The 13295-nt window shown below is 71.3% G+C and carries 8 protein-coding genes; 2 read left to right on the top strand and 6 right to left on the bottom strand.

Going from position 1 to position 13295, the window contains the following annotated elements; translation table 11 throughout:
- Nucleotides 1-37: 37 nt before the first annotated feature.
- Entirely contained in the window at nucleotides 38-2209 is a 2172-nt protein-coding gene (locus QH470_RS37790; protein WP_425302858.1) for an ATP-dependent DNA helicase UvrD2, read from the bottom strand.
- Nucleotides 2210-2266: 57 nt separating this feature from the next.
- Complete coding sequence (locus QH470_RS37795) at nucleotides 2267-2719, bottom strand: MarR family winged helix-turn-helix transcriptional regulator (RefSeq protein ID WP_280277201.1); 453 nt, start codon at nucleotides 2717-2719, stop codon at nucleotides 2267-2269.
- 91 nt (nucleotides 2720-2810) lie between these two features.
- Between QH470_RS37795 and QH470_RS37800 the strand changes: the two genes are divergently transcribed.
- Nucleotides 2811-3062, top strand: a complete 252-nt coding sequence (locus QH470_RS37800) for a mycoredoxin (RefSeq protein WP_280277202.1) — start codon at nucleotides 2811-2813, stop codon at nucleotides 3060-3062.
- A 19-nt stretch (nucleotides 3063-3081) separates the two neighbouring features.
- Here the strand turns inward: QH470_RS37800 and nudC are convergent, their stop codons facing one another.
- Nucleotides 3082-4008 carry an NAD(+) diphosphatase gene (gene nudC / locus QH470_RS37805; RefSeq protein ID WP_280277203.1) on the bottom strand — a complete coding sequence of 309 codons (927 nt, stop codon included), beginning with the start codon at nucleotides 4006-4008 and terminating at the stop codon, nucleotides 3082-3084.
- Between the two features lie 61 nt (nucleotides 4009-4069).
- Nucleotides 4070-5125 carry a potassium channel family protein gene (locus tag QH470_RS37810; RefSeq protein ID WP_400182857.1) on the bottom strand — a complete coding sequence of 352 codons (1056 nt, stop codon included), beginning with the start codon at nucleotides 5123-5125 and terminating at the stop codon, nucleotides 4070-4072.
- A 97-nt stretch (nucleotides 5126-5222) separates the two neighbouring features.
- Here QH470_RS37810 and QH470_RS37815 point away from each other — a divergent pair, with 97 nt between their 5' ends.
- Complete coding sequence (locus QH470_RS37815) at nucleotides 5223-5615, top strand: DoxX family protein (RefSeq protein WP_280277205.1); 393 nt, start codon at nucleotides 5223-5225, stop codon at nucleotides 5613-5615.
- 4 nt (nucleotides 5616-5619) lie between these two features.
- On the opposite strand, the gene QH470_RS37820 is transcribed toward QH470_RS37815, so the two are convergent.
- A complete protein-coding gene (locus QH470_RS37820) occupies nucleotides 5620-9687 on the bottom strand; it encodes a UvrD-helicase domain-containing protein (protein ID WP_280277242.1) in 4068 nt (1355 codons plus the stop codon).
- Between the two features lie 50 nt (nucleotides 9688-9737).
- Nucleotides 9738-13256, bottom strand: a complete 3519-nt coding sequence (locus QH470_RS37825; RefSeq protein WP_280277243.1) for an ATP-dependent helicase — start codon at nucleotides 13254-13256, stop codon at nucleotides 9738-9740.
- Nucleotides 13257-13295: the final 39 nt, after the last annotated feature.

Raw genomic sequence — 13295 nt, forward strand, 5'->3', positions numbered from 1 at the left:
TTCCTCACACTACGGCGGCCCTACACAACCGCACAACCTATTTTTCACCTGCAGTTTTATGGTCTTGCGCACGAGCGCGCGACCGCACTATCGCTAGTACGTCGGCGCCGAACTGCCCGAGTTTCTTGGCCCCGATACCCGGGATCGCGACCAGCGCGCGGTCGTCCGCGGGCAGCTGTTCGGCGATCGCGGTCAAGGTGGTGTCGCTGAACACCACGAAATTCGGCACCGACAACTCGTCGGCCTTCTCCCGCCGCCACTCCTGCAGCGCCTCCAGCAGCACGGGGTCGATCTCGCCCGGACAGCGCGAGCAGCGGCCCAGCATGGTGGACTTCGTGCCCAGCAGCGGACGACCGCAGACGCGGCAGGCCGGATGCTTACGCTTCCGCGTGTCGGCGAGGGGCGCGGCGATGCGGGAAGCCGGCGAATCCTCGGGCACCAATCCGGTGAGAAAACGGCTGCGCCGCCGCGTCTTACGACCGCCCGCGCTGCGCGACAGCGCCCACGACAGCCGCAGATGCTCACGTGCGCGCGTGACACCGACGTAGAGCAGCCGCCGCTCCTCCTCGAGCGCGGCCTCGTCGGCCACGACACCGCCGTCGCCGAGCACGTGCGCGATGGGCAGGGTGCCATCGGCCAGCCCGACCAGGAATACAGCGTCCCACTCCAGACCCTTGGCCGCGTGTAGCGAGGCCAGCGTCACGCCCTGGACGGTCGGTGGGTGCCGGGCCTGGGCGCGGGTGGCGAATTCGCGCAGCAGGCCGCCGAGATCCAGCTCCGGATCGTGTTCGGACAGTTCCTCGGCGAGTTGCACCAGGGCGACCAGCGACGTCCACCGCTCCCGGGCCTGGGCGCCGCTGGGCTCGGCGGCCGTGAGACCCAACCGGCCCAGCGCCGCCCGGACCAGACTGACGAGGTCGGGGCCGCGCGCATCCGGGAGATCGTCGCGGGCGGCCGTCTGCCGCAACGCCTGCACCGCCTGGCGCACCTCGGGACGTTGGAAGAAACCCTCGCCACCGCGCACCTGGTACGGGATGCCGGCCTCGGTGAGCGCCTGCTCGTAGGCCTCGGACTGCGCGTTGATCCGGTACAGCACGGCGATCTCGGCGGCGGGCACGCCCTTGCCGATGAGACGGGCGATCGCCTTGGCGACCGACAGCGCCTCGGCGGGCTCGTCGTCGTATTCGGCGAACGACGGCTCCGGGCCCTCGGACCGCTGACCGATCAATTGCAGCCGGGTGCCCGCGATACGGCCGCGGGCGGCGCCGATCACCCGGTTGGCCAGCGACACCACCTGCGGGGTGGAGCGGTAGTCGCGTTCCAGCCGGACCACCGTCGCGTCGGGGAAGCGGCGGGAGAAATCGAGCAGGTGGCTCGGGCTGGCGCCGGTGAACGAGTAGATGGTCTGGTTGGCGTCGCCGACGACGGTCAGATCGTCGCGGTCGCCGAGCCAGGCGTCGAGCACGCGCTGCTGCAGCGGGGTGACGTCCTGGTATTCGTCGACGACGAAGCAGCGGTAGCGACCGCGGAACTCCTCGGCGACCGAGGCGTAGTCCTCCAGCGCGGCCGCGGTGTGCAGCAAAAGGTCGTCGAAGTCGAGCAGCAGGCCGTCCGCGGTGTTCTTCAGCTGCTCGTACCCCGAGTAGACGGCGGCGACCTTGCCTGCCTCGTAAGGGATCTCGCGCCGCAGGCGGGCGGTGGCGGTGGCGTAGTCCTCCGGGGCGATCAGCGACGCCTTGGCCCACTCGATCTCGCCGGCCAGATCGCGCACGCTCTCGGTGGCCGTCGACAAGCCGACCCGCTGCGCGGCCTGCGCGACGATCGGGAACTTGCTGTCGATCAGTTTCCACGGCACGTCGCCGATGATCTGCGGCCAGAAATAGCGCAGCTGCCGCAGCGCCGCCGCGTGAAAAGTGCGCGCCTGCACCGTTTTCGCCTCGCCGCCGAGCCCCAGACCCCGCAGGCGACTGCGCAGCTCGCCCGCGGCGCGGGCGGTGAAGGTGACCGCCAGGACCTGGTCGGCCCGCACATGCCCCGCCGACACCAGATACGCGATGCGGTGCGTGATGGTGCGGGTCTTCCCCGTGCCCGCGCCCGCCAGCACACACACCGGCCCGCGGGGCGCCGTGACGGCGGCGGCCTGCTCGGGATCGAGTCCGTCGAGCCGCAGCGCGGGCGGGGTGGTCGGGGCGGGCACGGCCTCCATCATGTCAGTGCGGTCCGACAGATATCGACGGACCGGTGCGGATCGACCGCGCGCCAGGGCTCAGCGGTCGCGCAAACGGCGCAGCGCACCGGCGAAATTCGGGACCCGATCGCCCAGGGGACCGAAGAACTCGCTGTCGCAGGCCTCCACCGCGATGGTCGCCCGGTCCGCGAGCGCGACACCGGATTCCGTCGGGATCAGGGATCTGGCGCGACGGTCGTGCGGGTGGTCGCGGCGTTCCACCAGGCCCTTCTGTTCGAGGGCCCGCAATACCTGGGAAGTCATCATCGGGTCGGTGGCGGCGTGGGCGGCGATGTCGCGCTGCATCACCGGCTCACCGTTCGCGTCGGCGAGCCAGACCAGCGCGGCCAGCAGGACGAACTGCACATGTGTGAGGCCGAACGGCGCGAGTGCTGCGCGCTGGGCGGCCTGCCAGCGGTTGGTCACCTGCCACAGCAGCAGCCCGGGGCTCTCGTCGGCGTGCTGGAATCCGGAGCGCAGTCGATGCCTCACGCGCCGACCATAGCCCGCGAGATCGCCGCGCTCATCGTTGCTTCGGCAACCCACGGGAACAGGTTCGGCGCGGCCGATGTTGAATGCTGGCGTGACAGCTACCGACCTGACCATGTATTCGACGACCTGGTGCGGCTACTGCCGGCGGCTCAAGAAGCAGCTCGACGAGTCCGGCATCACCTACACCGAGGTCGATATCGAGCAGGATCCCGCGGCCGCCGAATTCGTCGGCAGTGTCAACGGCGGCAACCACGTGGTGCCGACCGTGCGCTACGCCGACGGCTCCACCGCGACCAATCCCTCTCTGGTGCAGGTGAAACAGGCTCTGGCCGCCATCGCCTGACGGTGGCCCGAGCGGCGAATCAGTCCTCGGCCGCCCAGGATTCGATGATGCTGCGGGCGATCGAGATCGATCCCGGCAGGAACAGACGCTGCTCGGCGACGGCGTCGGAGTCGCCGATCGGCGCGCCCCACGCGCCGGCCTCCAACGCTTGACGTACCTCGTCGCGGGTGAACCAGTGCGCCTCGACGATCTCGCCGTCGGTGAAGGTCAGCGGCTGCTCCGGGTCCGCGACGGCGGCGAAGCCGAGCATGAGCGACCGCGGCAGCGGCCACGGCTGGCTGCCCAGGTAACGCACCTCCCGCACGGCTACGCCGACCTCTTCGAGGATCTCGCGTTCCACGCACCGCTCGAGCGACTCGCCCGCCTCCACGAATCCGGCCAGCAGCGAGAACATCTTCTCGGGCCAGACCTGCTGACGTGCCAGCAGCACCCGGTCGGCGCCGTCGTGCACGAGGCAGATGACCGCCGGGTCGATGCGCGGGAACTCCTCGTGCCCGGCCTCGCTGACCCGCGTCCAGCCCGCGTTGGCGGGCGCGGTGGGCGTGCCGTCGACGGCGCTGAACCGCGCGCGATCGTGCCAGTTCAGCAGCGCCAGCGCGGCCGCCAGGATGCCGAGGGTGACATCGTCGAGGTGCAGCAGGGTGCTGACGACCCGCAGGTCCATCAGCTTGCCGTCGATCTCCTCGTCGCGCACCGCCCACAGGTGGCTGCCGCGGTCGATGCCGAGGAAGACCGCCTCGGGGACAGGTTCGGCGGCCAGCGTCGTCGCCGGTTCCAGCAGGATCGATTCGCCGTCGACACGAACCTGGCCGCGCCGGTTCATTCGCAGCAACCGAGCGCCGGGCCAGCCCTCCTTCAACGCCTGCTCGTCCGAGCGCAGCTCCTCGGCGCGGTCGAGCACGGAACGCGACAGCAGGGGAACGTCTTTCAGCTGAAAACCAGGCACGCTCCGAGCGTATCCCGCGGCGGCGACACGGGTGGCGGCGGTGGTGGGTGCTCGCCGGGCACTACTTCTGCACGCGGCGAATGTAGAGCAGCCGGTCGCCGGATTCGAGCGCGTCCACCTCGGGCTCGTCGACGCGGATCAGCGCGCCGCCGCGGACGACGCCGAGCACGATGTTGCGCAGGTGCCGCGGCGAGCCGCCCACCTCGTCCGGTTCCACGTCGCGTTCGGCGATCGCGAAGCCCGCTTCCGGGGTGAGCAGGTCCTCGACCATGTCGACGACCTTCGGCGTGGTGGTAGCGATGCCGAGCAGCCGCCCCGCCGTCTCCGAGGAGACCACCACCGAATCCGCGCCGGACTGCCGCAGCAGGTGCACGTTCTCCGCCTCCCGGATCGAGGCGACGATCTTGGCCTTCGAATTCAGCTCGCGGGCGGTGAGAGTGACCAGCACCGCGGTGTCGTCGCGGTTGGCGGCCACCACCACCGACGACGCGTGCTGCAACCCGGCCAGCCGCAGCACATCCGATTGCGCGGCCGAACCGTGCACGGTCACCAGGCCCGCGGTGGCGGCACGTTCCAGGGCCACCGGGTCGGTGTCCACCACGACGATGTCCCCCGGCTGCACACCGTCGCCCAGCATCGCGTCGACGGCGGTGCGGCCCTTCGTCCCGTAGCCGACCACCACGGTGTGATTACGCACCTTGTGCCTCCATCGCTGAATCTTGAACACCTGCCGGGACCGTTCGGTCAGGACCTGCAAGGTGGTGCCGACCAGGACGATCAGGAAAAGCACCCGCAGCGGTGTGATGACGATGATATTGATCAACCGGGCCTGCGGGGTGCTGGGCGTGATGTCGCCGTAGCCGGTCGTCGACAGTGACACCGTCGAGTAGTACGCCGCGTCCAGCAGCGACAGTTCGTCGCCTTGATTGTCGTGATATCCGTGACGCCCGAAATACACCACCAGCGTCGCGCCCACCAGCAAAGCGACCGCGAACACCACGCGACGGGCCAGTGAAACCCATGGGCTGGTTTGTATTTCGGGAATTCGCAGAATTCCGACCAGGGCGTAGTCGGGGCGGTCGGTCAGGCGGCGGAGGCCGCGCGACGGCTCATCGATCACGGGGTATCACCGATTCTGTCCTGCACCACGGAACCGCAGCGTACCGGGCCGGGAACAGCTCGACACCGCGGCACGCGGATGGCATCGTTCAGGCATGACCACCGACTCTCCCGCGCGGCCGCGGCGCGCGCAATTGATGGCCGCCGCGTTGTTCGGCATGGGCACCCTGCATTTCGTCGTTCCGCGGCCGTTCGACTCGATCGTGCCGCCCGCGCTGCCCGGCAAGGCGCGCACCTACACCTACTGGTCCGGCGTGGCGGAGATCGGGGTGGCGACGGCGCTGGCCGTGCCGCGGACCCGGCGGCTCGGCGGGCTGCTGGCGATGCTGCTGTTCATCGCCGTGTACCCGGCGAATGTGCAGATGGCGGTGGACAGCGTCCGTAATCCCAAGGCGCCCTTGGCACTCAAGGCGATCTCGCTGCTGAGGCTGCCGCTGCAGGTGCCCATGGTGCGGCAGGCGTGGAAGGTGCGCCGGGAAGCGGCCTGACGGCTCACTCGGTGTCCTCGTCGGGGGGCGCCGACCAGGCGGGCACGGTGGTCGTGAGGAACTCCGCCAGCTCCTCCGGGCCGGGCAGGTCGGGCGGGGCGATGGTGCGACCGGTGCGCACGTAATGGAATGCGGCCCCGATCTTTTCGAGCATCTCATGCTCATCGGCGCCCGTGCGGGTGGCCAGCAGGCGGGCCCAGGCCAGGCGATAGACGGCCAGCTGCATCGCCACCGCCGGTTCCTCGGCGCGGGTGGGTTCGGCGCCGGTCTTCCAGTCCACCACCAGCCAGCGCCCGCCCGGCTCGGCGAAGACCGCGTCCATGCGACCGCGAAACAGCGTGCCCGCCAACGACGTTTCGAACGCCACCTCGACCTCCACCGGGTTGCGATCGGCCCACGGCGAGGACAGGAACGCCTCCTGCAACCGGATCAGGTCGGCGTCGGCGCCGCCGCTGTCGGCCGCTCCCGGCAGTTCGTCCAGGTCGAGTAGCCGCGTCGCGCCGAACCACTGCTGCAACCAGGCGTGAAAAGCCGTGCCGCGCCGCGCGAACGGGCTCGGCGGATACGGCAGCGGCCGCCGCAGCCGCGCCGCCAGCTTCGCCGGATCGGCCCGCAACTCCACCAGCGCGGTAGCGGGCAACTGCCCCGGCAACTCCACCTCCCGCGTCCCCTCCTCCGCGGCGAAGAATTCCGCGAGCAGCGCATCGACATCCGCCGCCCAGCCCTCGGGGTCGTCGGGGTCGAGGCCGGGGTCTTCCGCGCCGAGCGAGGTGGACGGGTCGCCGGTGCTTTCGAGACCGGATGAGCCGCCGGGGGATTCGTCCGGGTCATCGAACAGGGACAACTGACCGGCCGGGCCGGAAGGCACGTCCGGAGCGGGCGGCACGTCCGAGGCAGGCGGCACGTCCGGAGCAGGCGGCACGTCCGGAGCAGGCGGCACGTCCGGAGCAGGCGGCACGTCCGGAGCAGGCGGCACGTCCGAGGCAGGCGGCACGTCCGGGGCGGGCGGCGTTTTCGCCGCGGAAGGCGTGCTCGTCGCGTGCGATGTGTGAGTCGGTGGCGACGTATGGGAGGCGGGCGTCGTCGGGGGGGTCTCGCCGGGGCGGGGTGGGCGGCGGAGGTCCTGTTCGGGTGGGAGGGTGGTGAGGGCCGCGCGGACGAGGGCGGCGCCTTCCTGTATTGCGGTGCGGCGCTTGCCCAGTGGGTCGCGGGGCCATTCGGCGGAGGCGGGGTCGTCGGTGAAGGGGTTGGCGGCGTCGGTGGCGGGGGGATCGGCCCAGACGTCGACGCGTACCGTCGCGGCGGGGGTGGCGTCCGGGTCTTCGACGACGCGCTTCAGGTCCAGCAGGAAGTCCGACGGGCCCTTGGGCGTCGACCCCGTCTCGGCCCAGTGGTGCGCCGAAACGAACAGTGCGCGTTCGGTTCTGGTCAGCGCCACGTAGAACAGGCGGCGCTCCTCGTCGAGCCGCCGCCGATTCAGGGCGTCCTTGTGCTGCTTGATGGCGCGGTCCAGATCACTACGGTCGTACAGGTCCGAGAGATCCAGCACGGGCACACCATCGCCTGCGGCCATATCCCGGCCCGCAAACCGCCCACCAGCGTCCTCGGTAACGCCCGCGGCCCCAGCCACATTGCTCGCCGCAGCGCGACCGTCCATATCGCGCTGGCGATCGCCCCGTAACGAGGTGGGGAGTTCGGCGAGGGCGCCCAGCCAGCTGCCCGAGGCGGCCCCGGAGGGGAACACTCCGCGCGACACGTGCGGTACCGCCACCACCTCCCATTCCAAGCCCTTGGCGGCGTGCACGGTCAAGACCTGGACACGGTCGCGGGCCACCTCGATTTCGCCTGGCTCCAAACCGTTTTCGACCTCCTCGGCCGCGGCCAGGAAGGTCAGGAGCCCCGGCAGCGACGCGCGGTGGTCGCTCGCATAGTCGGAGACCACCTCGGCGAAGGCGTCGAGATGCTCACGGCCCGCGCCGCCGCCCGCCGAGGCGCGCCGCGCCTGGGTCTCGACGCCCACGCCGATGGTGCGCTCCACGTCGGCGACCAGCTCCGGCAGCGACTGACCGCTGCGTTCCCGCAGGGCCGCCAACTCCCGGCCCAGACCGACGATGCGCTGGTAGCCGGATTCCGAATACTGTTCCGCCGGACCGGGATCGGCGATGGCGTCGGCGAGCCCGGCCTGTTCCGCCGGTTCCGGGGCCACCGAGCGCAAGGCTTGGGCCAGCGCGGCCGGGTCGGTGATCGCGGGCGCCTGGTCCGGCGGCCGGGTGATGGACAGATCGCGCGCCCGGCGGGCCAGCGCGGCCAGATCGGTCACGCCGAGACGCCAGCGGGCGCCGGTGAGGATGCGCACCGCCGCGCTGCCCGCGCCGGGGTCGGCGATCAGGCGCAGCGTGGCGACCACATCGGACACCTCCGGGGTAGCCAGCAGGCCGCCGAGTCCGACGATCTCCACCGGCAATCCGCGTTCGCGCAGCGCCTCCGCCAGCGGCGCGGCATCGGCGTTGCGGCGCACCAGCACCGCGGAGGTCGGCGGCGGCGCACCGGCGTCGGCATGCGCCTCCCATTCCGCCGCGATCCGCTCGGCCACCCATTCCCGTTCGTGCGCAACGGTTTCGGCGAGCGCCAGCGCCACCGTCCCGGAAGCGGCGTCCGGCCGGGGCCGCAACGCGTCGACGGCGACTCCGCCTGGAGCCTGCCGCAGCGGTTCGGCGATCGAGTTCGCCAGCTCCAGCGCCTCCGGCGGATTACGCCAGCTGGTCAGCAACGGCAGGATCGGCGCCGGAACCCCCGGCGCCACAGGGAAATCGGTAGCGAACCGCGGCAGATTCGCCGCCGACGCCCCACGCCAGCCGTAAATGGACTGCATTGGGTCACCCACAGCCGTCACCGCCAGCCGCTGCCCGGCAACATCGGCCGTCCCCCCCTCCCCGACCCCCGAAACATCTTCGGCACCAGCCGAACCCGCCGCGCGCTCCCCCACCACCCACGTCTCGTCATCCACCCCGGCCTCCCCCACCGATGGAACGTCGAACTCGTCGAGAGTGGGCGCGGTATCGCCGGAAGGTGATTGGCGCTCAGCATGTTTCGCCGGTTGTGACTGAGACGTCGGTTCAGGGGGCCGCGGCGTATCACTCGGTGAATGGTCCTGCGCCGGTGAATGCACCCGTCCGCGACCGGCGTCGACGCCCTGGGCGTTGTCCAAGTTGCCGAACAGGGCGGCGAGGAGGATGCGTTGGGCGTGGCCGGTGTCCTGGTACTCGTCCAGGAGGACGAGGCGGAAGCGGGCTCGTTCGGCGGCGCCCACCTCCGGGTGTTCGGCGGCCAGGCGGGCGGCCAGTGACATCTGGGAGCCGAAATCCAGTGCGCCGCGGCGGCGTAACTCCTCGCCCAAGCGTTGCACCAAGGGCAGTAGGGCCACTCGTTCGTGCTGGACGTTGAGGATTCCCAGCAGTTCCTGGCTGGGGCCGCCGCGCTGGCGCGGGCCCCGCGGGAGGGTCAGGATCAGTTTCTCGAGTTCGGTGTGCGCCTCGGCCAGTTGCTCGGGTTCGACCAGGTGCTCGGCCAGTTGACCGGACAGCGCCAGCACGGCCTCGGTGACCGACACCGGGGTGCGATCGGTGTCCAGGTCACCGTCCCAGCCGGTGACCACCCGGTGGGCCAGCTGCCACAGCTGGGTCTCGGTGAGCAGAGTGGCGTTCGGCTCCACCGGTAGCAGCAGCCCGTGTTCGCCGAGCAGCCGACCGGCATAGGAATGGTAGGTGCTGATCTCCGGTTCGGAGCCGGACACCCGCGCACGCAGCCGGCCACTCGGATCGATCTCGCGCAGCAGCGGTGACCCGGCCAGCCGCGCCAGCCGGGTGCGGATGCGAGTCGTCAACTGCTGCGCGGCTTTTCGGGTGAAGGTCAGGCCCAGCACCGCGTCGGGCGCGACCAGACCGTTGGCGACCATCCACACCACGCGCGCGGCCATGGTCTCGGTCTTGCCGGCGCCCGCTCCCGCCACCACCAGTGTCGGGCCGGGCGGGGCCGCGATCACCGCGGCCTGCTCGGCGGTGGGCGGCGGCATACCGAGCGCTTCGGCCAGCCGCTCGGGTGTGATCCTGCCGCCCTGCCCGCTCACGTATCCGTCACCTGCCGCCCGGTGTCCTGCACGGGGCAGCTGCCCGAGACCGAGCAGTGCCGGCAGCCGTCGTTGCGCATCGCGAGATAGCTGGGGCCGCGGGTGGCGGCGGCGGCCTGATGGATGGCGTCGCGCCACTGTTCGACGCCGTCCGCGTCCAGCGCGGTCTGCAACCGCTGGGCCGCGCCCTCCTTGGTGCTCGGCTTGGCGACGTAGACCAGCCGGGCGCCGCCGGGCTCGGCATCGGGCGAGCCGTCGTCGAGGGCGCCCGCGGCGGCGGCGACCTGGTAGGTCGCCAGCTGCGCGTGGTCCTGCGCGGCCTGCTTGGAGATCGGCGTCTTGCCGGTCTTGACGTCCACGATCACGAAGCGCCCGAACGCATCTCGTTCGACCCGGTCGACGCGGCCGCGGATCCGCACGGCGTATTCCCCCGGCGCGCGGGCCGGGAGCACGCAGTCGACCGGCACCTCCACCCCCATCTGAGTGAGTTCGGTGCGGGTGTTGTGCAGCCAGACCAGGAAGGTGTCCAGCATGGATTCGGTGCGGCGCAGCTCCTGCCGGGAATGCCAACTGTGCGGGCCGTCGTCGGACGCGGCGGGGTCGACGGCCTTCCAGGCTCGCACCAGCGCGGCCTTGACCTGCGCCTCCGACACCTGTCCGGCCAGCGCCTGCACCAGCGTGTGCACCAGGTTGCCCTTGACCGCGTACGGATTGTCGCCGTCGCTGCCGCCGTGCCGTTCCAGCGCCCAGCGCAGCGGGCAGGTCTGCAGCAGCTCGACCGTGGACGGGGACAGCGCGACCGGGCCCTGGTCGTCCCCCCACAGCGGCAGCTGCGAACTGAGTTCGGCGGTGCCGTACCAGTCGTCGGGGTGCGCGCCGCGCACGCCCGCGCGAGCCAGCCGGGCCAGTTCCCGCGCCGCGCGCTGCCGGCGTCGCGGATTCTCCTCCGGATCGCATGCGGTGCCTCGCAATTCGGCGATCAGCGCCTGCATCACCAGGGCGCGGCCGGGGTCGACCGGTGCGGGGATGCGGCCCGGTTCTCTGGGATCGGCCGTCTCGTCGAGTTCGCCGAGGAACCGGGAGGGCACCAGATCCCGGTCGCCGCTGACCGATTCGACCGCAGTGACCAGCAGCGAGTGCCGCGCGCGGCTGCACGCCAGCAGCAGCAGGCGCCGCTCCTCGGCGAGAATCGGCGCCGCGCGGCTCACCCGGTCGCCGGAATCGACCACGCCCGCAACGAGATCCACCAGATCCTCGATGCCCAGCAGCGTCCCGCGCGGACGCAGATTGGGCCAAATCCCCTCCTGCACACCGGCTATCGCGACGACATCCCATTCCCGGCCCGCGGCGGCGTGCGCGCTGACGATGGCGACCGCATCGCCCGGATCGGTGAGCGGCGCGGAGTCCTGCGGGATCTCCTGTAGCTCCAGGTATTCGACGAAGCCCTCGATGGTGGCGCGCGGCAGCCGATCGACGAAGGCGGCCGCGGCGTCGAACAGCCCCACCGCCGCATCCAGATCGCGGTCGGCCTGCATGCCGACCGCACCGCCGCGCTCGGACTGCCCGACCCAGCGCCGCTCCAGATTGGACGCCGTCCACAACGCCCACAGCACATCCTCGGGCCCCGCACCGCGCTGCGCCGCCTTCCGCGCCCGCCCGACCGCCTTCAACACCCGCCGCAGCGGCGCCGCCTCCACCTCGGTAAGCCGATCCACAACCGTGAAATCGCCCACCCCCGCGATCAGCTCCCGCAACACCTCCGCCGACGACCGATCCAAGTCCGGAGAATACGCGGAATCCACCGCCTCCCAAGCAAAGTCGTCATCCACAGCGCCACCCCTGCCCCTACCCCTCGCCTCCTCCGCGGCGTTGGGCGCGCCCGCCGCTTCCCCGGCACTCTCAGGTTCCCCGGGAGCATGAGGGACGTCGGTGCTCTCGTGTCCGGTATCCCACGGATCGTCTGCGGCGCGGGTGTTTGCGCGCTCCAGGAGGGTGCGGCGGATGCCTCGGCGGAGGCGGCGGAGGGCGATTTGGTCGGCGCCGCCCAGGGGGCCGGACAAGAGGTCGAGGGTGTCGTCTGCGGTGAACAGGTCGGGGCGGGCGCGGTCGCCGAAGAGTAGGGCGCGCAGGGCCAGCAGCATCCAGGCCGCGCCGCGGCGGCGGGCCAGGGGGACGTCCGGCTTCGGTTGCAGGACAGGGACTCCGGCCGCCAGCAGGGCGCGGCGCAGCGGCGCGAGGGACAGCGGCACCGAGCGGACGATCACCGCCATGCGCGACCAGGGCACGCCGTCGGTCAGGTGTGCGCGGCGCAGGTGGTCGGCGATCAGGGCGGCTTCCTTCGCCGGGGTCGTCAGCACCCGCACCTGGACCTCACCGTCGCCCATCGCCGATTCCCTTGCGGCCATACCGTTCTCGCGCCCACCGAACCGCTGCGGCGCGCTGCCCGGCAGCCGCGCCGACACCCTGACCACGGCCTCGTGCACGGCACGGGCGCAACGATGGTTGTCGCGCAAGATGATTCGCCGTTCCGCGGGAACATCCAGATCGGCGACGAAACGGGCGTCCGCGCCACGGAAGGTGAACACGGACTGGTCAGGGTCACCGGCCACCACCGTCGTCGCCGCCCCCGAACCGACAGAGCGAATCAGTTGCGCCGCAAGCGGATCCAGATGCTGGGCGTCGTCGACGAGCAGACAGCGAACCCGCTCCCGTTCGGACGCCAGCAGATCCGGATCGAGCGCAAGCACATCCAAAGCGGCGCCGACGAGTTCCGCGGCATCCAGCGCGGGCGCGCTCGCCTCCGGCGCCTCGACGCCGACCGACCAGCGCAGCAGCATGGCCTGCTCGTAGCGTTCGGCGAACCGGCCCGCCGCCTCCCATTCCGGGCGGTCGTACCGGCTGCCCAATTCGACCAGATCCTCCGGCCCGAGCCCGCGCTCGGTGGTGCGAAGCATCAGATCCCGCAATTGCTCGGCGAATCCGATCGTGCCCAGCGCCGGTTGCAACCGTTGCGGCCAGCGGTCGGTGTCGCCGCCGTAACCCTCCTGGATATCCGCCAACTCGCCGCGCAGCATCTCGCGCAGCACCACATCCTGTTCGGCGCCGGTGAGCAGCCGCGGCGGCGGATTGCCGTGCGCGGCGGCGTGGCGGCGCACGATCGCGAAGGCGTAGGAGTGCACCGTGCGCACCAGCGGCTCCCGGGTCGCGCCGGGCACCCCGCCGAACGCGGCGGCCAGTTGCCGGGTAACCGCGTTGCGCACCCGCAGCGCCGCATGCTTGGAATGCGTCAGCACCAGAATCGAATCCGGGTCCGCGCCACCGGCGATCCGGTCGGACGCGATATCGGTGAGCAGCGCGGTCTTCCCCGAACCCGGGCCGCCGAGCACCTGCCAAGGCCGCCAGCCCGCCTCCGCGACAGCACCGTCGAACAGCGCACGGACCTCGGCCCCCCATTCCCGCACCCGGGGGGCCGTCTCGCCGCGACGCACCAATCGCACCGAGCTATCCGATCGCATCACGACCGCTATTTCAACAGACCCGTCCGACAGAAATGC

It is taken from the genome of Nocardia wallacei (genome assembly GCF_029868745.1).
GTDB classification, from domain to species: Bacteria; Actinomycetota; Actinomycetes; order Mycobacteriales; family Mycobacteriaceae; genus Nocardia; species Nocardia wallacei_B.